Source organism: Prevotella sp. LCP21S3_D2 (assembly GCF_052118345.1).
In the GTDB taxonomy this organism is placed as follows: Bacteria; Bacteroidota; Bacteroidia; order Bacteroidales; family Bacteroidaceae; genus Prevotella.
In genome coordinates, this window is record NZ_JBQKHJ010000003.1 from 165,031 (window position 1) to 187,854 (window position 22,824).

The following is a 22,824-nucleotide window of genomic DNA, read 5'->3' on the forward strand; positions in this document are numbered from 1 at the left end:
AATAATGAAGGGGTGTGTAGATTTGAATATCTGCACACCCCTTTATCGATTTTCTATAGTTTACTTATTAAATGCGTAATAGAAGCCATCGTTCATTGCCATACGAACCTGGAAAAGGCCATTCCCGTCGGCAGGAACGTTCATCTTCTCGCCGTTTGGCAGACAAGCCTGGATGCTGCCATCCTCATTAAAGCTGAAGAGTTCACGGATATCGCCGTCCTTGCTGTATGACCAGCTCTTTTTCTTCTTGTTGAATACGAAGTATGATTTCTCACCCTCTGGGTCGGTAATCTCATAACCGTTCTTCAATGTCTTGATGGCGTACATGCGACCATCCTTACCCATTACGTCCTTGGTCTTGCCGACATTGGCAATCACCTTTTCGCCTGTCCAGAACTCGATAGAGTTGAGCACGAACAAGTCTGCAACAGAACATACTGCGTAGGCTGGACTGATGACGATGAAAATCAGTTCGTTGACGAACTTGTTGTCAGTAGCACGCTTGTTCCAATCCAAAACGTTGTTGGTAAGGCAGAATGAGCCGATACAAGAGCTGAGAGTCATGGCGCCTAAAGAGACTGCAATGACTGCATTAACCATAAATTTCTTCATAACTTTATGTTTTGAGGTTTAAAAATAAATAGGTCTATACGCTAATGATGAGTTAGCATATAAACCTATATACTATATTAAAATATGTGTTGTTACTTAGCTGATTCGAATTCGCGCAGGAAGCGAGTATCATTCTCAGAGAAGAGACGCAGGTCGCTGACACGATACTTCAAGTTGGTGATGCGCTCTACACCCATACCGAAGGCATAACCGGTATAGACATTGCTGTCGATGCCGCAAGCCTCGAGGTCGTGAGGGTCTACCATACCGCAACCCAGAATCTCTACCCATCCTGTATGCTTGCAGAAGTTACATCCTTTTCCGCCGCAGATGTTGCATGAGATATCCATCTCAGCGCTAGGCTCTGTAAATGGGAAGTAGCTTGGGCGCAGACGAATCTTTGTATCTGCACCGAACATCTCGCGAGCAAAGGTGAGGAGCACTTGCTTGAGGTCGGTGAAGCTTACGTTCTTATCTACATAGAGACCTTCTACCTGGTGGAAGAAGCAGTGAGCACGTGCGCTGATAGCCTCGTTGCGATATACTCGTCCTGGGCACAATACGCGGATAGGTGGCTCGTGGGTCTCCATATAGTGAGCCTCGTCGTTAGAGGTATGGCTACGGAGAAGTACATTCTTGGTAACATCGTCGGAGTCGGTCTTCTCGATGAAGAATGTATCCTGCATGTCGCGGGCTGGATGATCGGCAGCGAAGTTCAGCATGGTGAATACGTGCTTGTCGTCATCTACCTCTGGACCCTGATAGAGAGTGAATCCCATGCGGCCGAAGATGTCGATAATCTGGTTCTTTACGACAGTCAATGGATGACGTGTACCCAAAGCCACAGGATAAGCTGTACGGGTCAGGTCGATGTCATCGCTGCTTGCGTCAGCCTCTTCCATCTGATCCTTGAGTCCGTTGATCTTGGCAAGGGTAGCTTGCTTCAATTCGTTGATTTTGATACCAACCTCTTTTTTCTGGTCGCCTGGCACATTGCGGAAGTCGGCCATGAGGGCATTGATTTCACCCTTTTTGCTGAGATACTTGATGCGAAGCTGTTCTACTTCTTCTGCGTTCTGAGCAGTCAAAGAATCCACTTCTTTCAAGAGTTCTTCTATTTTTTCTAATAACATATCTTATTAAATTGTCTATTTTGAGTGCAAAGATAATATTTTTTGCTTAAAATATGAAATATCTCAAAAGAAAGTTGTACTTTTGCAATGAAAATTTGAGAAATTTAATAAGTTTATGAAGAAACTATCTTTTATAACAGTAATGTTAGCGGTCCTTACCATCGTTTGTTTCACCTCTGTGGGGTGCAACGATAAGAAGCCTGCTACTCTTGTTGATTCAGTGGCTCCCGATACGATAGTCGCTGACACGCAGGCTATGGACTCTACCGAAAAGCTCATAGAGGAGACTCCTATGCCTAAGGCTGCAGACGAGTTGTTTGACGACTTCCTGTTCAATTTTGCTGCCAGTCGTAAGCTTCAGAGGCAGCGTGTACACTTCCCGTTGCCTGTCTATCGTAACGGAAAAGTGATCAAGCAGATAGAAAAACGCCGGTGGAAGATGGAACATTTCTTTATGCGTCAAGATTATTATACGCTGATCTTTGACAACCGGAAGCAGATGAATTTGGTGAAGGATACTACCATCGACCATGTGGTGGTAGAAAAGGTGTTCTATAAGACCAATACCGTTCAGCAGTTCCTCTTCAACCGTATCAACGGTCAGTGGTTGATGACCAGCATCAACTATAAGCCGATGTATGCCAACATGAATGCCAGCTTCCTGAAGTTTTACGGTTCGTTTGCTACCGATTCAGCCTTTCAGGCAGAGCATCTGCATAATCCGGTGAAGTTTATCGGTCCTGATCCTGATGATGATTTCAGTACGATGACGGGCGATATCGAACCGGAGACATGGCCTGCCTTTGCGCCTCAGTTGCCTTCTGGCATGATTTACAACATCATTTACGGTCAGAAATATACTGAGAGCAGCCAGAAGATATTCGTGATTCGTGGCATCGCCAATGGGTTGGAAACGCTGCTTACCTTCAAGAAGATAGGAGGGAAGTGGATGCTGACCAAGCTGGAGATGTAAATATAGTGATTAGTGATTACTGTTTAGTGATTAATTGTTTTTTAGAAATAGCTGGATATGAAGGATATTCGAGACTATAGCCTTTTGGCTCACAATACGTTTGGAATTGATGCCAGGTGCAAGCGATTCCTGGAATACTCATCGGTAGAAGAGGCGCAGCAGATTGTGGCTGGGCTTACTGCTGCCGATCAGCCTCTGCTCATTCTGGGTGGTGGCAGTAACCTCTTGCTTACAGGCGATTACGAGGGTACGGTGATCCATTCTGCCATCAAGGGCATCGAGGTGCTTGATAATGAAACCCTGGCTGCTGCTGGTGGTGAGAATCTGAAAAATCCCGACTTTGTTTTCTTGAACTGCGGCAGTGGTGAAGTGTTTGATGACGTGGTGGCATACGCTGTAGAGCATGGCTATCATGGTGCAGAGAACCTCAGTATCATTCCGGGAGAAGTGGGAGCGAGCGCGGTCCAGAACATCGGAGCCTACGGCGTGGAAGCGAAGGATATTATATATAAGGTGGAAACTGTGGAGATTGCTACCGGAAAAGTGGTGGTTTTCGACAACCAGGACTGCCAGTACAGCTATCGTCAGAGCAGGTTCAAGCATGAGTGGAAGGATAAGTATCTTGTTACTCATGTCATCTATCGCCTGAGCAAGCACTTTGTGCCAGACCTGGATTATGGTAACATCCGTACTTCCCTGACTGCAAAGGGAATAGAAAATCCTACAGCCCAGCAGCTCCGTGATGTCATCATCGAGATCCGCAATGCCAAATTGCCTGACCCGAAGGTGCAGGGCAATGCGGGCAGTTTCTTCATGAATCCTATCGTGGAGAAGGCAAAATATGAGGAGCTGGCTGCACAGTATCCGGGGATGCCTCATTATACGCTTGATGCTGGACACGAGAAGATTCCTGCAGGCTGGATGATTGACCAGTGTGGATGGAAGGGCAAGAGTCTGGGACGTGCAGGCGTGCATGACAAGCAGGCGCTGGTACTGGTGAACCGTGGTGGAGCTACGGGGCAGGAAATCGTAAATCTCTGTGAAACAATCTGTAAGGATGTGAAGCAGAAGTTTGGCATTGATATCCATCCGGAGGTGAATGTTAAGTGAAGAGAGCAGAACGAAGAGTGAAGAATTCGTTTGTTTTTCAGGAAATATTTGATTATTAATGAAGATTACTTTATTGGGAACAGGAACATCGAGTGGTGTTCCTGTTTTGGGATGCAATTGTGAGGTTTGCTGCAGCAATAATCCTAAGGATAAGCGCTTTAGAAGTGCTGCGATGATTGAGACGGAGAAAACCCGTATTCTGATAGATGCGGGTCCGGATATAAGGATGCAGTTGCTCAGGGAACCGTTCCGCAAGTTGGATGGTGTGCTGATTACGCATATTCATTACGACCATGTTGGAGGTATAGATGACCTGCGTGGCTTCTGCGTGTTTGGTGATATTCATATTTATGGCGATGAGCTGGTTACCCGTTCCTTGCCGCATACCATGCCTTACTGTTTTCCTAAGGATGTAGAGCAGCTTTATCCGGGAGCGCCGAAGCTCAAACTCCATACCATAGAGCCTCATCGCTCTTATCAGATTGGCGATATTGAGTTCATGCCTATCCGTATTCTCCATGATAAGATGCCTATCCTGGGCTATCGTTTGGGCAAATTTGCCTATATTACGGATATGAAGACGATGGGCGAGGAGGAATATCAGTATCTGGAAGGAGTGGAAACGCTGGTTATCAATGCTCTCCGCTTCGATAAGCCGCATCATAGTCATCAACTGGTAGAGGATGCCATACGGGTTGCGCGCCGGATAGGAGCCCGGAAGACGATTCTCACGCATGTTACTCATCAGATAGGTTTTCATGATGATGCCAATGCGCGCCTGCCTCAGGGATTCGTCTTTGGTTATGATCAGATGAGCTTTGAAATTTAGATTTCTATTCTAAATATAACTGTCTAAGTTCTAAATAGAATAGGTTTAACAACATTTAAATAAATAAGAAATTAAGACACAAATAGTTAAATATGGTTTAGAATTTGAGTTTTTTCACGGAAAAGCTTGTGAAACTCATAGATTCTTTCTATATTTGCACGTGTGTTTTTCATAGTATTAGATTTAAGGTTAACAAGGTTGGGCCACGGCGGTGGCCCTTTTTTGTGTCCGAAAGTCTGGAAGAAAGTCTGAATTCCAGCATAAAAAAGCACATCATTTTCCTCTTGTTATAGGAAGAAAATGATGTGCTTTCTTTTGTTTTCAGCAATTATGCCTTATCTTTTTCTCTTGAACTTGTGATAAAGTTTCCATGCAAGTAGAGCACCATCAAAGGCTCCAGCTCCGATTTTCATCATGCTGCTTAAACGCTTGCTGGCGCTCGCATTCTTGGATAGTGCTTCGGGCTTGGTGAAAAGCGATTTCCACAAAGCCTTGATCTTGGCATCGTCAGCCTGTATATCCTTGCGTAGTAATTCCTTGCGTAGACGAATTTCGTTCAGCGAGTTATATTCTATGATTTCATCTTGTTCTATCATCTCTTTGAATATTTGGAATGAATGAAAAAATTTCGCCTTGAGGGCTGAGCTCTTTCAGGTGAATGAAAAAAGTTATTGCATCAGAATGCTGGCAAGAAACTTGACGAGCGGTCTCTCTATCCATTGGTGGCGGAAAATGATGAATAGTATTAATATAAATAGGTATACACCCGCCACTACGCAGAAGGCTAGGGCTGTGCTTCCTGTCAGGCCTGCCAATCCGTAAGCCGCAGCAAAGGAAAGGTAGATGATGGCGATGAGGAAGAGCCCCAGGAGCACCACTGTCATGGTGATGGCAGTGAGCAGCCTTACCACTTTATCCACAACATCGAGCTTCATGTACTCTGACTGAAGCCCGATGTAATGTTTGAGCACCTCTACGAGCTGCCCGATGGTTTCTACGTTTTTATCGTTAGAGAACATCTTGAGATATTTATTTTATACCTCTTTAATTATACCTCAGGAGCAGCTTCCTTGATATCGTCTACCAGGTCGTCTACGTCTTTGCGGCTCAACTTGATGTCGTGCTTCTTGCAAAAATCATCTACTGCGCCAGCAATCTTGCTGCGTGTATCTTCTCCCTTTTCTGGAGCAAAAATCAAACCGAGTGCTGTACCGGCGATTGCACCGCCGAGGAATGCACCAATGTAACCTAATGCCTTCATAATTCTTAAGTTTTAAACGTTATACGATTTTATACCTATAAAGTCGAAGCAAATGATGGATAGGAAAGTAAACTTTCCATTCTCTTTTGCTGCTTTACAAATGCAAATATACTAATTTTTCTCCAAAAACCGCGTGAATTTGTCTTAATTTTTATTTAAATATGCTGTATTAACAAACTTTATGCGGTTTTCATGCTCATATTTGCCAAATATTTTGTATTTTCGCAGTGCAATTGCGTTGGAATCGATTACAAGATGGGGCGTATTGCGTCATAAGAATAAGCAATTAATAAGGAATTTATCAATAAAAACATTTTCAAAATTATGAAGAAATTATCAGTTTTGTGCGCAGGTATGTGCGCAGTTTTAGCATTGGCTAGTTGTGGTACTTCTAAGGAAAGTGCCTATAAGAAGGCTTTCGAGAAGGCTCAGCAGCAGGAGCAGGTTCCAGTTGCTCAGGAACCAGTTGTTACTCCTTTGGAGACAACTACTCCTTCTGAGTCAACAAATACAGAGGTTGATAATGCTACTGTTCGTCAGGAGAATGTTGACCTCATTATGGGTTCAGGTCTCTCTAACTACAGCGTAGTAGTAGGCTCTTTCTCTCTCAAGGCTAACGCAGAGGGTTTGGCTAATACATTGAAGAGCGCAGGTTATGAGGCTCAGATTGTATTCAACAGCGCACGTAACATGTATCGTGTTGTAGCTTCTACATTCGCAGATAAGTCTGGTGCTGTAAAGAGCCGTAATCAGCTCCGTGCTGGCAAGTATCCTGATGCTTGGTTGCTTCTCAAGAAGTAATCCCAGCTTCTGATATTAAAGATAAAGACTAGGATTTTTCGTAGATTCATGCGAATTTTATCTATAGACTACGGTAAGAAACGTACCGGTATCGCTGTGACCGACCCATTGCAGATTGTTGCCAATGGGTTGATCACTGTTGCTACACCCGAACTCTTCGCCTTTGTGGAACAGTATATCCAAAAGGAGCAGGTGGAGCGTATTATCATCGGAAAGCCAACCCAGCCCAACGGGCAGCCTAGCGAGAACCTGGCGCGAGTGGAGAACTTCTTCAATCGCTGGCGCAAGGCTCATCCTGAGGTTCCTATCGAATATTATGATGAGCGTTTTACATCGGTACTGGCTCATCGTGCCATGATAGAGGGTGGGGTGAAGAAGAAAACCAGAAGAGAAAACAAAGGATTGGTGGACGAGATCAGCGCCACCATTATTTTACAAGATTATTTAGAGTCAAGAAGATGATTTTACCTATTTATATATATGGTCAGCCCGTTTTGAGAAAAGTGGCTGAAGATATTACTCCCGATTATCCTGAATTGAAGGAACTGATTAACAATATGTATGAGACGCTTGATTCCAGCAATGGTATCGGACTGGCTGCACCTCAGATTGGTCTGGCTATCCGTCTGGTGGTCATCGACCTCGATGTATTGAGCGAAGATCTTCCTGAGTATAAGGGATTCCGTCATGTTTTTATTAATCCTCATATCTTGGAGTATGATGAGGAGGCTGAGAAGGAATCTTCTGATGAAGGATGTCTTTCCATTCCTGGCATCAATGAGAAGGTGGTTCGTCCTACCCGCATCCACGTGAAGTATCAGGATGAGAATTTCCAGGAGCACGATGAGTGGGTTGAAGGATATCTGGCTCGCGTGATGCAGCATGAGTTCGACCATCTGGAGGGCACCATGTTCGTGGATCGTGTTTCTCCTCTTCGTAAGAACATGATAGCTGGCAAGCTCAAGAATATCATCAAGGGCAAGTTCCGCTGCAGCTATCGTACTAAGATTCGTCGATGAAAAAGTTTATTTTCACTTTTGTGCTGGTGCTAACGGCTTTGTCGGCATCAGCGCAATATAGAGTTGACCGCCTGATTACGGCGGGCAGAAGTGCTCTCTATTATGAGGACTTCGTTCTTTCCATTAAGTATTTTAATCTTGCTATCGGTGCCAAGCCTTATCTCTATGAGCCTTGGTATTACCGCAGTGTGGCCAAGTTTAATCTCGATGATTATGTAGGTGCTGAGAGTGATGCTTCTGAGGCGTTGAATCTGAATCCTTACATCAACGATATCTACGACTTGCGTGCCATCTGCCGTATCCGTCAGAACCGTTTCCTGGATGCCATCAGTGATTACAATTCTGCCATCCACATAGAACCTCGTAACCGTAATTACTGGTTCAACAGGGCACTCTGCCAGATGGAGAGCAAGAATTATGATGTGGCGCAGTCGGAATTGGATTCGGTGATTGCCAAATGGAAGGATTTTGCGAATGCCTATACCCTCAAGGCTGAGGTGTATCTGAAGCAGAAGGATACCCTACAGGCAGAGAAATGGATAGACAAGAGCCTGGAAATCAATCCTTATGACGGTGATGCCTGGACAACACGTGCCTATATGGCGCTTGCTAGAAAGGAGTGGAAGGTAGCGGATGAGGCTTTGACCAAGTCGCTGCATTTCAAGCCTAACAATGTGAACAGTTATATCAACCGTGCCCTGGCTCGTATCAACATCAACAATTTACGTGGAGCTATGAGCGATTACGATAATGCGCTCGATTTGGATCCTAACAACTTCCTGGCTCATTACAACCGAGGTCTGATGCGTGTGCAGTTGGGTGATGACAACCGTGCCATCCTCGACTTCGACTTCGTCATCAAGATGGAACCAAAAAACTTCATGGCTATTTTCAACCGTGCGCTTCTGCATGACAAGACGGGTAATCTGAAGGCGGCTATCCGTGATTATTCTACGGTCATCGACCAGTTTCCTAACTTCTGGACGGGTCTTTCCTATCGTGCCAGCTGTTACCGAAGGTTGGGTATGACTGCAAAGGCCGAGATGGATGAATTCCGTATCTTCAAGGCGCAGATGAACAAGCACCTGGGCATTCAGCCTAGATGGAGCGCGAAGACCAGGAAGGAGGTGCGCAAGCGTTCTGAGGTAGATCCGGATAAGTTTGCTTCTATCGTGGTTGAAGATGAACCTAAGTATGAGCACAATTACAAAAGCGAGTATCGTGGACGCATCCAGAATCGTCAGGTGGAGACTTCCTATCTGCCTATGTATCAGCTCTCTTACTTCCCTAATGTGCAGAATCTGAACGGTGTTCAGGCGTTTGACAAGGAAGTGGAACAGCTTAATATGCACCTGGCTCAGGCTAAGCAGAGTGGCGGTGCTTCCGGCAAGCAGAATGCTGCTCAGTCTAAGGCTTCTACCAATAAGGTTTATATCGTATGTACCAAGGAGCAGCTGGATGAGAACAGCTCGTTGATGATCTTCTCTTTGATTGATAAGCTGTCGGCTGAGCTGAGTGTGGCTAAGGATATCGAGCAGAAGAAGAGTCTGCTGATGCGCAGGGCCATCGCTCACAGTGTTCTCCGTGATTTCGAGGCAGCCATCAGCGATTTCACCTATTATATCTCTCTGGATGAAAAGAGTTCGTTGGCTTACTGGCAACGTGCTGTCTGTCAGGCTGAGATGGATGAGTTTAACCGTGCTGAGGGCAAGGGTATTACGAATATCCATTCTGCCGAGGCTGATTTCAGCGATGCTATCCGTCTGAGCAGCAATAATGCCTACATCTATTATAATAGGGGTAATGTGCATGCTGGCAGAAACGAGTTGTCTAAGGCCATCGATGATTACAGCATTGCCATCAGGATAGATTCGCGTCTGGCTGAGGCATATTACAACCGTGGCCTGGCTCGTATCAAAAGTGGAAACAAGCAGGCTGGTATCCAGGACTTGTCGAAGGCTGGAGAACTGGGCTTGTATGATGCTTATTCTGTGATTAAGCGAATCAATAAGGCAAAATAACAATCGCGCAGATGGGATATTTTCAAGTCCCGCAGATTTCACAGATTTACACAGATTTTTTTCTGTGTCTGTCTATTATAAAGAAAAGGTTCAATTCCAAACCAATGGAATTGAACCTTTTCTTTAATAGATAAATATCTCTTGATTCCTGATATCTGTGTAAATCTGTGAAATCTGCGGGACTTGAAAATATATCCATTTGCGGGATTATATTCTCATTACCTGCTTTACGCCTTTTACGGCAGCCAGCTTCTTGATGAGTGCATCTGTCTTTGTTGCATCATCTATCATCACCGTCACGTTGCCCGAGAACAGGCCGTCCTTGGATGAGATGTTGATGCCTCTCATCACGAGTTTGTCCTCTTTGGAGATGATGTTCGTGATGTTGCTCACGATGCCTATATCGTCGTTTCCGATGATTCTCAGGGTGATGGCATACTTTGATGTTCCCTTGCCGCTCCATTTTGCCTTGACGATGCGATAGCCGAAGCGACGACGGAGTTCCTTGGCGTTAGGGCAGTCTATGCGGTGAACCTTGATACCCTTGCTGATGGTGACGAAGCCGAAGATTGGGTCTCCGTAGATAGGATGGCAGCAGTGAGCCAGCTCAAAGTCGATACCCTTCAGATGCTCGTCGATAACCAGCACGTCATCGCTCTGCTTCAGGAGTTCCTCGGTTGGATTCTCGAAGGCGAAGTTCTCTGCACTTTCGGCTGGTTTGGTGACATTGGTAGGGTTGAGGTCGTGATCTCGTTCCTCTACATATTTGTCGATGACGGTGTTTACGTCGAGTTTCTCTTCCGCTACATCCTTGTAGAAATCGGAGTTCTCCTTGTATCCCATCTTCTTGATGATGCGTGCCATGGTGCTCTCGTCAATCTCCATCTTGCGGTTCTTGAATCTTCTCTCCAGGAGTTCCTTGGCATAGAGTCCGTCCTTCTTCTGTGTTTCCTTCAGGGCGAGTCGGATCTTTGCTTTTGCCTTGGAAGTCTGCACGATGTTGAGCCATTCCCTGCGTGGTTTCTGGTTGCTCTGGGTCAGGATTTCCACCTGGTCGCCCGAGTGCAGTTCCTGTCGGAAGGTTACCGCCCTGCCGTTGATCTTTCCGCCCACACAGGTGTTGCCGATGCGAGAGTGGATGTAGTAGGCAAAGTCGAGTACCGTGGCACCCTTAGGGAAGTTCAGCAGGTCGCCCTTAGGGGTGAATACGTATACCTCGTCTTCCTTCAGGTCGGTGGTAAACTGGTCCATCAGCTGCAGGTCGTCGTTGCTTTCCAGTGCGGCACGGATGTTGGCTAACCATTCGTCTATGCCGCCTTCTCCCTGCTTGATGCCCTTGTAGCGCCAGTGTGCAGCCAGTCCGTGCTCGGCGATATCGTCCATTCTTTCGGTTCTTATCTGGACTTCTACCCATTTCTTCTCCGGTCCCAGTACGGTGGTGTGCAGACTCTCATATCCGTTGCTCTTAGGCACGCTGAGCCAGTCGCGCATACGCTTTGGGTTCGGCTGATACATATCTGTAATCAGGGCGAATGTCTGCCAGCACTGCATATATTCCTTCTCTCTTGGTGCGTCGATGATGATTCGGATGGCGAAGAGGTCGTATACACCCTCGAAGGCGCACTTCTGCTTCTTCATCTTCTGCCAGATGGAGTGGATACTCTTGGTTCTTCCCTTCATGTGATATTTCAATCCGGCAGCATCGAGTTTCTCCTGGATAGGCTGGATGAAGCGGGCGATATAGGCATCGCGCGATGCCTTGGTGGCGTTCAGTTTCTCCTTGATCATATAGTAGGCATCGTGCTCCAGATACTTCAGACTCAGGTCTTCCAACTCACTCTTCAGCTTGTAGAGACCCAACTTGTGGGCGAGTGGGGCATAGAGGTAGCTGGCTTCCTCGCTCACCTCGTGCTTCGCCTCCTCCTGGTCGGTATCACGAATCTGTCGCATCACGTTCACGCGGTCGGCAATCATGATGAGGATCACTCTCATGTCTTCTGAGAAGGAGATGAGCAGGTTGCGGAAGTTCTCGCTCTCGATGATCGGGTTGCGCTTGTAGAGATCGTGGATGCGGAGCAGGCCGCTGATGATATGCGCCACGCTGTCGCCGTATTTCTTCTGGATGTCTTCGATGGTCTGATAGCCGTCGATGACGCTGGTCTGCATCAGGATGGCGATGATGCCGTCTCGTTTCAGACCTATCTCGTTTACTGCTATTTCTGCTGTCTGCAGAGCAGCGAGTATTGGATTCATTCCGAAGACGTTGCGCTTGATCTGGTGGTTGATGAAGGCATGCTGTATGTCTTCACGCAGATGCTTCTCATCGCCCGGCTTGAACGTATCGCCCACAGTGGTTCTCAAGCGCTCCAGGATCTGGAGTGTCTGTTCTTTTTCTTCGGATGTAAATTTAAAAGTTGTTTCATTCATTGTCGTTCCCTCCCGTTGATTATATATTATTGAGTTTTATAACTCGTCTATCCATTTCTGACCAGACTTGGTATTAAGCCAGATGGCGAAGCAGGTTCCTATCAAGGCTCCTAGCCCCATAAATATAGTATATAGTTCCATAATATATAACTATAGCTCATCTATCCATTTCTGACCTGATTTTGTGTTGAGCCAGATGGCAAAACTGCTGCTGATAATTAGCCCCAGCGAAAAAATAAACATTAATCCATCCATCATTACGATAGTTTTGGATTATAAATTGTCTATCCATTTTCTGCCAGATTTGGTGTAGCTCCAAATGGCTAAGCTCATACCAATAACAGCTCCTATACACATTACTAAAGCAAATCCTTCCATAATACTTATATTATATGTTATAAACTGTCTATCCACTTCTGACCTGATTTTGTGTTAAGCCAGATGGCGAAGCTGGCGCTAATTACGGCACTCAGCCCCATAAATATTGTTATTAACTCCATAATTATTATTTTTTATCGTTATACTTCATCACTCTGTTAGCACTATAGGCAAGGAAGAGTGTTGAGGCAATGCCCAGTACTAAGAAGAGGATATTGTAAATGCCAATAGTTTCGCCGGTAACCAAGGGGGAAAAACCTCCAATTCCGGTTCCACTAATGAATAAGTTTGATACTCCGTACAGATACGTTGATAGCAACGTTCTTCTGTCGTGCTCTTTTGCTAATTTACTAACCATGTCGCAATATTCTATTTTAAATTTGACAAACAATGGCGTTTCGGCGTTAAAAACCGCGTACTTCGTTAAATTTTCATTGCAAAGGTACAAAAAAATGTGGAAATATTTCTGATTATCAGAAAAAACTATTATCTTTGTAGCGCATATAGTGTAAATTTAACATAAATATGGTATTATGAATCAGCAAGATCTAAACCAAATCGCTGCTCGCGGCATCTCCGAGCAGCAGATTGAACACCAGTTGGAACAAATCAAGAATGGCTTCCCATTCCTCAAGCTCGAGGGTGCGGCTGCCATCGGTAAGGGAATCATGGCTCCTACAGCCCAGGAAGTGGAAGACTTCGAGAAGGCTTGGAACGACTATAAGGCTGAGGGGCACAAGATTGTGAAGTTCGTGCCTGCATCAGGTGCTGCTAGTCGTATGTTCAAGAACATGTTCGCTTTCCTTGATGCTCCATACGATGTTCCTTCTACTGACTTTGAAAAACAATTCTTCGAGAATATCAAGAAGTTTGCTTTCCGCAAGGCGCTCTGCGACAAGTGCCACGTCAACAACGAGAAAGGCATTATGTGCCTTATCAAGAAGGGTGATTATAAGGCTATCGTAGCTAATCTCCTCAAACCAGAGGGATTGAACTACGGACAGTTGCCTAAGGGATTGCTTCAGTTCCACGAGTATGAGGACGAGGTTCGCACTCCGATGGAGGAGCACCTGGTTGAGGCGGCACTCTATGCTAGCAGCAACGGCGAGGCAAACGTTCATTTCACCGTTTCTCACGACCACCTTGAACTCTTCAAGCAGATGGTAGCTGAGAAGGCTGACAAGTATGCACAGCGCTACGGCATCAAGTATAATATCTCTTTCTCTGAGCAGAAGCCTAGCACCGATACCATCGCTGCTAATCCTGATAATACTCCATTCCGCAACGAGGATGGATCATTGCTGTTCCGTCCGGGCGGTCATGGCGCACTCATCGAGAATCTCAATGAGATTGATGCTGATGTAGTATTCATTAAGAATATTGACAACGTGGTTCCTGATCGTCTGAAGGGCGAGACTGTTACCTGGAAGCAGGTGATTGCTGGTGTATTGGTTACTCTGCAGAAGCAGACTTTCGATTACTTGAAGGTATTGGATTCTGGTCAGTACAATCACGAGAAGCTGGAGGAGATCATCCGCTTCGTTCAGCGTGATCTCTGCTGCCGTAAGTCTGATATCAAGGAGTTGGAGGATGCTGAGCTGATTATCTATCTGCGCAAGAAGTTGAACCGCCCAATGCGTGTCTGCGGTGTCGTTAAGAACGTAGGCGAGCCTGGTGGTGGTCCATTCCTTACCTACAACCAGGATGGTACTGTAAGTCTTCAGATTCTGGAGAGCTCACAGATCGACAAGAACAACGAGGAGTATATGAAGATGTTTACCGAGGGTACTCATTTCAACCCGGTAGATCTCGTCTGCGCTACCAAGGATTACCAGGGCAATGCCTTCGATCTTCCTAAGTACGTAGATCCATCTACCGGTTTCATCTCCAGCAAGAGCAAGAATGGTAAGGACCTGAAGGCCTTGGAGTTGCCTGGTCTCTGGAATGGTGCGATGAGCGACTGGAATACTGTATTCGTAGAGGTTCCTCTGGACACATTCAACCCAGTGAAGACCGTCAACGATCTGCTCCGCGACCAGCATCAGGCTGTAGAGGGTGGCATCAAGCACGAACATCATCACGAAGAGGGTGGCTGCTGCGGCAAGCATTAACCCACGGATTGAATATTGTTAGTCCCACAGATTTCACAGATTTACACAGATTTAATTTCTGCAGTTCGAGAAAAAATCTGTGTAAATCAGTGAAATCTGTGGGACTTTATATTTTACCTGTGAGACTTTATATTTTACCAGTGGGACTAAAAATATTCAATATGTGGGCCTTTAGAATAATATCTCTGTGGGAAAATAAAGGCTCAACCCCGAATTGATTGGGATTGAGCCTTCATCTTTTTTGAGTTTAAATTGCCTAGAAATCTCAGCGGTTTTTCATCTATCTGCGAGAGAACGAGTTCTGCAAGGGATAGACTTTAATAAAACTTCGAGCTTTCTTTTCATTTCTTTGGGAAAGAATACTAGTTATACCAAATCTCGCCACCTAAGATAGTTGGATACTCTTCTGAAGTTGTTCTTTCTACTGGAGCTGTAATCTCTACAAACTCACCATACTTTTTCGCTTTGTTGATCTGCATAATGAATAGGTTTTGTTGATTAAATTATTTTATCTATTTAGCTCAATGCGTATAACATTTCGCTACTTTTTCAATATAGGTCACTTAGACTTTCATCTTTTCACACTGCAAAGGTATATAAAATATCAATGCAAAGCAAGGATGTGTCGACTAATTTACTCTAATTTAATCTTTTTTAAGTCTATTCTGCATATTTTCTGCATATATCTAGACAACAGCATCTTAGCTGTCTTATAGCAGCGTGATTTCGCCGGCAAGCGACTTCTGCAGCATCTCCCTTACCTTCAGGTTGTCCTCGTATCTGCCCTGCAGATACATCAGTTTCGTAACCATCGCCTCTACGGTTGAGTCGTGGCCGCTGATCACGTGGGCTGACTTCAGCTGAAATCCGGCACCGTATCGTTCCATCTCCACGCTACCCGTCAGGCACTGGCTGATGTTCACGATGTTCACGCCTCTGTGGGCTGCCTCGTCCAGCAGTCGCATGATCCAAGGGGCATGAGGAGCATTGCCCGAACCGAAGGTACGCATCACGATACCTCTGAGGTCTGGCGATTCCATCACGTGGCGCACGATATTGTCCTGGATGCCAGGGAAGAGACTGAAGACGATTACGTTCGGGTCTAGCTTCAGATGGGGAACCATCGGCTTGCTGTAGTCTGGAGTCAGAATGTGGTGCTGATGATACTGGAAGTTGATGCCCACATCGCAGAGGTGAGGGTGGTTGAACGATTCGAAGGCGTGGAAACCTTCGGCATTGATCTTGATGGCACGGTTGCCGCGCAGCAGCTTTCCGTTGAAGAAGATGCATACCTCAGGCACCATCGGATGGCCGTTCTCGTCCTTTGCCGATGCTATCTCGATGGCAGTCATCAGGTTCTCCTTGCCGTCTGTGCGCAGTTCACCGGTGGGCAACTGGCTACCGGTCAGAATCACCGGTTTGGTAAGATTCTCGAGCATGAAACTGAGCGCTGAAGAGGTATACGCCATGGTATCGGTACCGTGGAGGATGACGAATCCGTCGTAGTCGTTATAGCTGTTGGATATGATGCTTACGATTTCCGCCCATCTCATCGGATCCATGTCGCTGGAATCGATAGGCGGTTCGAATTTCCTGACGTCGATTTCAGCCTGGATGAGTTGGAATTCGGGCATGGATGAAACGAGGTGGTTGAAGTCGAGTGGCTCCAGAACGCCTGTTACAGGGTCTTTTCCCATGCCGATGGTACCTCCTGTATAGATAATGAGAATCTTTGGTGTTGCCATTTTTCTTGATTGATATTTACATTTTGTCACTAAATCGGTTGCAAATATAGTGAAAACTTTCGATATATCAAAGAAAATTCCCGAAAAATATCTACCATTTTTACATTATGTTATGATTCGTAAGGAAACCAGACTGTTGGCGGAGGATATGTAAATGTCTGTATATAATATAAGGTATAAGGGGAAAATGCCGATAATCCTGCATCTTTTGAAATAAAATACATTTTTTATACGAAAATATTCGCTCATTACAAAAAGAAATAGTACTTTTGCAAGCGATTTAATAAAAATACTAAGTTGTTATGGTAAAAATCACATTCCCAGACGGATCTGTTCGTGAGTATGAACAGGGCGTAACTGGCTTACAAATCGCCGAGAGTATCTCACCGGCTCTCGCTCGCAACGTTGTATCTTGCGGTGTAAATGGTGAGACAGTAGAGTTGAACCGTCCTATCAATGAGGATGCTAATGTAGAACTCTACAAGTTTGAGGATGAGCAGGGTAAGCACACATTCTGGCATACATCTGCACACTTGTTGGCTGAGGCTCTCCAGGAGCTTTATCCAGGCATTCAGTTCGGTTTCGGTCCAGCCGTAGAGAGTGGTTTCTTCTACGATGTGATGCCAGCCGAGGGTCAGGTGATCTCAGAGAATGATTTCGCCAAGATTGAGGCTAAGATGATGGAACTTGCCAAGAAGAACGAGCCTGTGGTTCGCAAGGAGGTGGCTAAGGCTGATGCTCTCGCTGAGTTTAAGGCTGACGGTCAGACCTACAAATGCGAGCACATTGAGCAGGACTTGGAGGATGGTACCATCACCACATATACGCAGGGCAATTTCACAGACCTTTGCCGTGGTCCTCACTTGATGAACACTGGTCTTATCAAGGCAGTGAAGATTACAAGTGTGGCTGGTGCATTCTGGCGCGGTGATGCCAAGCGCGAGCAGATGACCCGTATCTACGGTATCAGTTTCCCTAAGAAGAAGATGCTCGATGAGTATCTCGTTGTTCTCGAAGAGGCTAAGAAGCGCGACCACCGTAAGATTGGTAAGGAGATGGAACTCTTCATGTTCTCTGAGCGTGTAGGTAAGGGTCTTCCTATCTGGTTGCCAAAGGGTACACAGCTTCGTTTGCGCCTGCAGGAGTTGCTCCGTTCGCTCCTGAAGCCTTATAACTATCAGGAGGTTATCTGTCCAGGTATCGGTGGTAAGAGTCTCTATGTAACATCTGGTCACTATGCTCACTATGGCAAGGATGCATTCCAGCCTATCCAGACACCTGAGGAGGATGAGGAGTATATGCTCAAGCCAATGAACTGTCCTCACCACTGCGAGATCTACGCTCGTAAGCCTCGTTCTTACAAGGATCTTCCTTTGCGTATTGCAGAGTTCGGTACTGTATTCCGTTATGAGAAGAGCGGTGAGCTCCATGGTTTGACTCGTGTTCGTACCTTTACTCAGGATGATGCTCACATCTTCGTTCGTTCAGATCAGGTGAAGTCTGAGTTCGAGAATGTAATCGACGTGATTCTGAAGGTATTCAAGATTTTCGGTTTCGAGAACTACGAGGCACAGATTTCTCTCCATGATCCTAAGGATACCGAGAAGTATATCGGTTCTGAGGAGATTTGGGCAGAGAGCGAGAACGCTATCCGCGAGGCTTGCAAGGAGAAGGGTCTTGAGACACGTGAGGAGGTTGGCGAGGCTGCCTTCTATGGTCCTAAGCTCGACTTCATGGTAAAGGATGCCATCGGCCGTCGCTGGCAGTTGGGTACCATCCAGGTGGATTACAACTTGCCTGAGCGCTTCAAGTTGGAATATACAGCCGAGGATAACTCAAAGAAGACTCCTGTGATGATCCACCGTGCACCATTCGGTTCATTGGAGCGTTTCACAGCCGTTCTCATCGAGCACACAGCCGGTCACTTCCCATTGTGGTTGGCTCCAGACCAGGTTGCTATTCTCCCTATCTCAGAGAAGTTCAACGACTATGCACAGAAGGTACGTCAGTACTTCGACAAGCAGGGTGTTCGTGCCTTGGTTGATGACCGTAACGAGAAGATTGGCCGCAAGATTCGCGACAACGAGTTGAAGCGTGTGCCTTACATGGTCATCGTTGGTGAGAAGGAGAGTGCCGAGGGACTCGTTTCTATGCGTAAGCAGGGTGGTGGCGAGCAGGCTACCATGAGTATGGAAGAGTTTGCTCAGCGCATCAATGCTGAGGTGGCAGAGCAGCTGAAGGCAGCTGAGGAGTAATCCCACAGATTGATATATTCGAATCTCCCACAGATTTCACAGATTTACACAGATTTTTTGTCTTGAGGGTTCTGTCCCACAGATTTCACAGATTTACACAGATTTTTGTGTGTTCTGTTGAATATCTGTAACAACTGTGACGTCTGTGGGAGATTTTTTTATGGAGGATTTTAAAATCGTTTGGTTATGACAGAAAATGAGATATCTTATAAGGTCATTGGAGCCATTTATAAGGTTTATAATGAATTGGGACCAGGTTTGCTAGAGTCGGTTTATGAAGCAGCTCTGTGCTATCAGTTGCGTAAAGATGGACTTAGGGTTGAGAGTCAGGTTAAGTTGGATGTCATGTATGACGGTAAGGTTTTGCCTGTTGATTTCCGTCTGGATATTCTTGTTGAAGATAAAGTCATAATCGAACTGAAGTCTGTGGCAGAAATGAAAGATGTCTTTCATAAGCAATTGCTTACGTATTTGCGTGTGGCGAAGAAGCATCTTGGAATATTGGTCAATTTTACCACCACTGATATACGAAGTTCTATCTTCCGTAAAGTCAATGGATATACTTCCGTTGATTGATCTTCTTTAGTCCCGCAGATTGTTTTCTTTTAGTCCCACAGATTTCACAGATTAACACAGATTATTGAAGCAAAGAATTAAATCTGTGTAAATCTGTGAAATCTGTGGGACAAAAGACGAAAACTGCGTGATTTTTAATAAAATATGAGGCTAAAACTGAAAAATCTGCGTGAAATCCTTGGTGGTTTCATGAAAAAATCGTAACTTTGCAGCCGTTTAATCAAAAAGACAAAAAAGAATATATCGAATAGTTAATGAAAAATGACAAAATGAAAAATCAGTACCGCGTAAACGAACAGATACGCGTACGTGAAGTGAGAATAGTAAGTGAGGGCGGAGCCGAAGTGATGCCAACACGTAAAGCGTTAGAGTTAGCACAGCAGCAGGATCTTGATCTTGTTGAAATCTCTCCTAATGCACAGCCACCAGTTTGCCGTATTGTTGACTATTCAAAGTTCCTTTACCAGCAGAAGAAGCATGCTAAGGAAATGAAGCAGAAGCAGGTGAAGGTGGAGACCAAGGAAATCCGATTCGGACCTCAGACCGATGAGCACGACTATCAGTTCAAGCTCAAGCACGCTATCGAGTTCCTCAGCGAGGGCAACAAGGTTCGCGCTTACGTGTTCTTCCGTGGTCGTTCTATTCTCTTCAAGGAGCAGGGTGAGGTTCTCCTCCTCCGTTTCGCCAATGATTTGGAGGAATACGGAAAGGTAGAGCAGATGCCTAAGCTCGAGGGAAAGAAGATGTTCCTCTACATGAGTCCTAAGAAGGCTGGTACTGCCAAGAAGAGCCAGCAGAAGATGGACCGTGAGAAGCGAGAGGCTGAAGCTAAGGCTGCTGCTGATGCAGAGCGCGAGGCCAATGCCGAGAAGAATGGCTTGCTCAATGCCAAGGGCGGTGAAGCCCTCAAGAAGATCGCAGAAGAGGCTGAGTAATTAGAAAAAAAGATGCGTAACGCCCTGGTATATGCGTTGCCATCGCTATAATAAATAACAATTTAAATTAAAAGTAAAAATGCCAAAAGTAAAGACTAATTCCGGCGCAAAGAAGAGATTCCGTTTCACCGGTACAGGTAAGATTAAGCGTCATCACGCTTTTCACAGTCACATCTTGACTAAGAAGACAAAGAAGCAGAAGAGAAATCTCCTTGGTGAGACTCTCGTAGACCGTTCAAACTTGAAGCAGGTTCGCGACTTGCTCTGCCTCCGTTAATTATTAACTTTTTAGTCGAACTTTTAAAGAAAAAAATTATGCCAAGATCAGTAAATCACGTTGCATCTAAAGCAAAAAGAACAAAAATCTTGAAGCTCACTAAGGGTTACTATGGAGCTCGCAAGAATGTATGGACAGTAGCTAAGAACACTTGGGAGAAGGGTCTTACCTACGCTTATCGCGATCGTCGTAACAAGAAGCGCACATTCCGCGCATTGTGGATCCAGCGTATCAACGCTGCTGCTCGCCTCGATGGTATGAGCTACAGCCAGTTGATGGGTGCTCTTCACAAGGCGGGTATCGAGATCAACCGTAAGGTTCTCGCTGACCTCGCTGTAAACAACCCTGAGGCTTTCAAGGCTATCGTTGCAAAGGTGAAGTAAATCCGACGCTAGGCTCTTTTCTTCCGGGTTTTTCCCGTAGGGAGAGTGTTTAGCCTCTAGATTAGAGAAAACTGAAGATTGCATTGGTTGGAAGTATTTCCGCTGATGCAATCTTTTTTTTGTGCCCGGAAAATTGGACGAAAAGTCTTCTCACGCCCTGAAAGCAGCTGTTCCAGAAGATGGCAAAGGTGGCTCCACACGCTCTTTCTGGGCGTGTGTGGGGCGTTGATTATGCACGAATAAAAATCCCCAGCTATCCATCAAAAAGATAGCTGGGGATTAGTGCATTATAAGCTTTCTACTTTACTTCATCAACTCAAGACCTGCCTCGAACTTGGTGGTCTTTTCCATGATGGTAGGAAGCTGGTTTACAACAGTCTTCAAAATCTGGAATCCTGCCAAATCATCCTTGTCCATGCCTATAGTAGGAATCTTGTTAACCTGAGCATAAAGCATGGCGATGATTGGAGCTACGAAATCCTTATCAACATAGAAATATACCTTGTTGGCTGCTGGATAAGATACGTGTACAGGAATACCGGTCTTAAACTGATCCAGCATGCTGGCAACCATTGCCTTCTCCTGAGCATCGTCGATGTCTTCTGTAATCTTGGCTGTGTTCAGGAACAAGGCAATCATATTCTCGTTAACCACCTGGTATGTAGCGTAGTCGTTAGCAACCTTCCAGTCCTTGTCATCAGTCTCTTCCTTGTAGGTTGCAGAGATCTGACCCTTCTCATTGAAGGTTACATCCTGCAAAACGCTTCTGAGTTGGGTGTTGAGCAGCATTGGAACCATTGAGATGGCATTCTTTACTGGATATGGCTCATCAAGCAAGCCTGGGATAGTGATAACTGCATCATCAGAACCTTCCCAGTTTAATACTACTGAACCTGTAGAATTGCCATTTGCATCAAACCCGGCATCCTGTACCTTCCAGGTGCCTTCAATCTTCTCGTTGCGGTTGGAATCATTTTCATTGTTGTCATCATCGCTGCTACAAGCAGTGAAGAAGCCAAGGGTGCAAACCATGGCCATCAAATAAATAAACTTTTTCATTGTCTTCTTTTTTTTTTTGTTAATGAATAATTGTTGTTTTTATCTTTTTATCTCTCTTTGGCTATACTTAATTATGTACGCGTACATTATTATATAGATAGCTTCAGCAGAATATTATCTGTTACTTCAGCTGATACGAGATGCCGATGCTGCCGTAGATAGGGTACATCGTCTGCTCGATGGTCTCGAAATCCTTCTTGAAGATGCCGTTCAGGCCCCAGCTCAGGTCGGCGCAGATGCCCCAGCGGTCGCTCAGCTTCCAGTCTATTCCGAAATCTACGCCCACGTGCCAGTTGCGCATATCGTCGCTGAAGTCGTAGTCGCCACGTTCGCCTTCGTCATGACCCAGCATTACCTTCTGTCCCGTCGGGTCGCCCTTCGGATGACCTTCCTCCTGACGGCGGAGATAACCATCGCATGCCCAGCCCTCAAACTTTTTCGAGGTAACATAGCTTACGTATGGACCCAGCTTGAAGCGGAGATTATCACATACATCGTATGTTGCCTGAATCGGAACGGTGATGAGACTCATGTCCACCTTGGTCACGACATCGCCCGTAAAGATGCCCTGCAGCTCCTCGCCGCCACGAACTATCTTCATATAGTAGTTCTTAACGCCCGCATCGGTCTTCATGCCCTTGTTTTCGAAGCGGATTCCTCCCACGAAACCCCAGTTTCCGGAGAGTGGGTGATAGGCATCCACGCCCAGACTGAAGTTAGGGCGAAGGGTGTAGCTGTGAAGGGTGCGGATGGTGGCAGGCATACCGATAGGGGCAGTGCCGCCCAGGTTGTAAGCCACGCGTGCCTGATATTGATAGCCGTGGAGATACTGGTTCCAGGCGCTATTCTTGTCTCCTGCCCATGAAGCAGTGCCGCATGCCAGCAGGAGTGCCATTACTGTTATCTTTTTCATTTTTCT

Annotated in this window: 22 protein-coding genes; 13 read left to right on the plus strand and 9 right to left on the minus strand. The window is 45.7% G+C overall.

Going from position 1 to position 22,824, the window contains the following annotated elements:
* Positions 1 to 60 precede the first annotated feature (60 nt).
* On the minus strand, positions 61 to 612 hold the full coding sequence (locus ACTQ16_RS04020; protein ID WP_441932421.1) for a DUF3332 domain-containing protein: 552 nt from the start codon (positions 610 to 612) through the stop codon (positions 61 to 63).
* A gap of 92 nt (positions 613 to 704) precedes the next feature.
* A complete protein-coding gene (pheS, locus tag ACTQ16_RS04025; protein ID WP_441936206.1) occupies positions 705 to 1,745 on the minus strand; it encodes a phenylalanine--tRNA ligase subunit alpha in 1,041 nt (346 codons plus the stop codon).
* 115 nt (positions 1,746 to 1,860) lie between these two features.
* On the opposite strand from pheS, the gene ACTQ16_RS04030 reads away from it, so the two are divergent.
* The 3 genes from ACTQ16_RS04030 to ACTQ16_RS04040 are packed head-to-tail and all read left to right on the plus strand — an operon-like array spanning position 1,861 to position 4,657.
* Complete coding sequence (locus ACTQ16_RS04030) at positions 1,861 to 2,718, plus strand: DUF4348 domain-containing protein (protein WP_294970416.1); 858 nt, start codon at positions 1,861 to 1,863, stop codon at positions 2,716 to 2,718.
* Positions 2,719 to 2,775: 57 nt separating this feature from the next.
* Complete coding sequence (gene murB / locus ACTQ16_RS04035; RefSeq protein WP_441936208.1) at positions 2,776 to 3,828, plus strand: UDP-N-acetylmuramate dehydrogenase; 1,053 nt, start codon at positions 2,776 to 2,778, stop codon at positions 3,826 to 3,828.
* Between the two features lie 58 nt (positions 3,829 to 3,886).
* The gene (locus ACTQ16_RS04040) at positions 3,887 to 4,657 is read left to right on the plus strand and encodes an MBL fold metallo-hydrolase (protein ID WP_264950307.1); all 771 of its coding nucleotides are present in this window, start codon (positions 3,887 to 3,889) and stop codon (positions 4,655 to 4,657) included.
* A gap of 335 nt (positions 4,658 to 4,992) precedes the next feature.
* On the opposite strand, the gene ACTQ16_RS04045 is transcribed toward ACTQ16_RS04040, so the two are convergent.
* The 3 genes from ACTQ16_RS04045 to ACTQ16_RS04055 form a co-directional block, all read right to left on the minus strand.
* A complete protein-coding gene (locus ACTQ16_RS04045) occupies positions 4,993 to 5,253 on the minus strand; it encodes a hypothetical protein (RefSeq protein ID WP_295348463.1) in 261 nt (86 codons plus the stop codon).
* A gap of 72 nt (positions 5,254 to 5,325) precedes the next feature.
* Entirely contained in the window at positions 5,326 to 5,676 is a 351-nt protein-coding gene (locus ACTQ16_RS04050; RefSeq protein WP_294970424.1) for a phage holin family protein, read from the minus strand.
* Between the two features lie 29 nt (positions 5,677 to 5,705).
* The gene (locus tag ACTQ16_RS04055) at positions 5,706 to 5,918 is read right to left on the minus strand and encodes a YtxH domain-containing protein (RefSeq protein WP_153123427.1); all 213 of its coding nucleotides are present in this window, start codon (positions 5,916 to 5,918) and stop codon (positions 5,706 to 5,708) included.
* Between the two features lie 324 nt (positions 5,919 to 6,242).
* Between ACTQ16_RS04055 and ACTQ16_RS04060 the strand changes: the two genes are divergently transcribed.
* From ACTQ16_RS04060 to ACTQ16_RS04075, 4 genes are read left to right on the plus strand one after another with little or no spacing between them, the layout of a single operon-like run.
* Positions 6,243 to 6,719 (plus strand): SPOR domain-containing protein, encoded by a 477-nt coding sequence (locus ACTQ16_RS04060; RefSeq protein WP_294970426.1) that lies wholly within the window; start codon positions 6,243 to 6,245, stop codon positions 6,717 to 6,719.
* Between the two features lie 48 nt (positions 6,720 to 6,767).
* Complete coding sequence (gene ruvX, locus ACTQ16_RS04065) at positions 6,768 to 7,181, plus strand: Holliday junction resolvase RuvX (protein ID WP_441936210.1); 414 nt, start codon at positions 6,768 to 6,770, stop codon at positions 7,179 to 7,181.
* A complete protein-coding gene (gene def / locus ACTQ16_RS04070) occupies positions 7,178 to 7,738 on the plus strand; it encodes a peptide deformylase (RefSeq protein WP_294970430.1) in 561 nt (186 codons plus the stop codon). The genes ruvX and def overlap by 4 nt, the downstream gene beginning before the upstream one ends.
* A complete protein-coding gene (locus tag ACTQ16_RS04075; RefSeq protein ID WP_441932419.1) occupies positions 7,735 to 9,759 on the plus strand; it encodes a tetratricopeptide repeat protein in 2,025 nt (674 codons plus the stop codon). Before def ends, ACTQ16_RS04075 begins: the two co-directional genes overlap by 4 nt.
* 207 nt (positions 9,760 to 9,966) lie before the next feature.
* On the opposite strand, the gene ACTQ16_RS04080 is transcribed toward ACTQ16_RS04075, so the two are convergent.
* Entirely contained in the window at positions 9,967 to 12,186 is a 2,220-nt protein-coding gene (locus ACTQ16_RS04080) for a RelA/SpoT family protein (RefSeq protein ID WP_441936212.1), read from the minus strand.
* Positions 12,187 to 13,097: 911 nt separating this feature from the next.
* On the opposite strand from ACTQ16_RS04080, the gene ACTQ16_RS04085 reads away from it, so the two are divergent.
* Positions 13,098 to 14,675: a DUF4301 family protein gene (locus ACTQ16_RS04085; protein WP_441936214.1), complete on the plus strand. Its 1,578-nt coding sequence runs from the start codon at positions 13,098 to 13,100 to the stop codon at positions 14,673 to 14,675.
* Between the two features lie 710 nt (positions 14,676 to 15,385).
* On the opposite strand, the gene ACTQ16_RS04090 is transcribed toward ACTQ16_RS04085, so the two are convergent.
* A complete protein-coding gene (locus ACTQ16_RS04090) occupies positions 15,386 to 16,420 on the minus strand; it encodes a type I asparaginase (protein ID WP_294972246.1) in 1,035 nt (344 codons plus the stop codon).
* Positions 16,421 to 16,722: 302 nt separating this feature from the next.
* On the opposite strand from ACTQ16_RS04090, the gene thrS reads away from it, so the two are divergent.
* The 5 genes from thrS (at position 16,723) to rplT (ending at position 20,846) form a co-directional block, all read left to right on the plus strand.
* Positions 16,723 to 18,675: a threonine--tRNA ligase gene (gene thrS, locus ACTQ16_RS04095; RefSeq protein WP_441936216.1), complete on the plus strand. Its 1,953-nt coding sequence runs from the start codon at positions 16,723 to 16,725 to the stop codon at positions 18,673 to 18,675.
* A gap of 186 nt (positions 18,676 to 18,861) precedes the next feature.
* Positions 18,862 to 19,251, plus strand: a complete 390-nt coding sequence (locus ACTQ16_RS04100; protein ID WP_153123445.1) for a GxxExxY protein — start codon at positions 18,862 to 18,864, stop codon at positions 19,249 to 19,251.
* A 254-nt stretch (positions 19,252 to 19,505) separates the two neighbouring features.
* Positions 19,506 to 20,186 (plus strand): translation initiation factor IF-3, encoded by a 681-nt coding sequence (gene infC / locus ACTQ16_RS04105; protein WP_295348482.1) that lies wholly within the window; start codon positions 19,506 to 19,508, stop codon positions 20,184 to 20,186.
* Between the two features lie 79 nt (positions 20,187 to 20,265).
* Positions 20,266 to 20,463 carry a 50S ribosomal protein L35 gene (gene rpmI / locus ACTQ16_RS04110; protein ID WP_006846865.1) on the plus strand — a complete coding sequence of 66 codons (198 nt, stop codon included), beginning with the start codon at positions 20,266 to 20,268 and terminating at the stop codon, positions 20,461 to 20,463.
* 38 nt (positions 20,464 to 20,501) lie between these two features.
* Positions 20,502 to 20,846 (plus strand): 50S ribosomal protein L20, encoded by a 345-nt coding sequence (gene rplT, locus ACTQ16_RS04115; RefSeq protein WP_089544559.1) that lies wholly within the window; start codon positions 20,502 to 20,504, stop codon positions 20,844 to 20,846.
* Positions 20,847 to 21,149: 303 nt separating this feature from the next.
* Here the strand turns inward: rplT and ACTQ16_RS04120 are convergent, their stop codons facing one another.
* Both ACTQ16_RS04120 and ACTQ16_RS04125 read right to left on the minus strand, forming a co-directional pair.
* The gene (locus ACTQ16_RS04120; protein ID WP_441936217.1) at positions 21,150 to 21,905 is read right to left on the minus strand and encodes a hypothetical protein; all 756 of its coding nucleotides are present in this window, start codon (positions 21,903 to 21,905) and stop codon (positions 21,150 to 21,152) included.
* Between the two features lie 121 nt (positions 21,906 to 22,026).
* Positions 22,027 to 22,818, minus strand: a complete 792-nt coding sequence (locus ACTQ16_RS04125) for a porin family protein (RefSeq protein WP_441936219.1) — start codon at positions 22,816 to 22,818, stop codon at positions 22,027 to 22,029.
* Between the last annotated feature and the right edge of the window lie 6 nt (positions 22,819 to 22,824).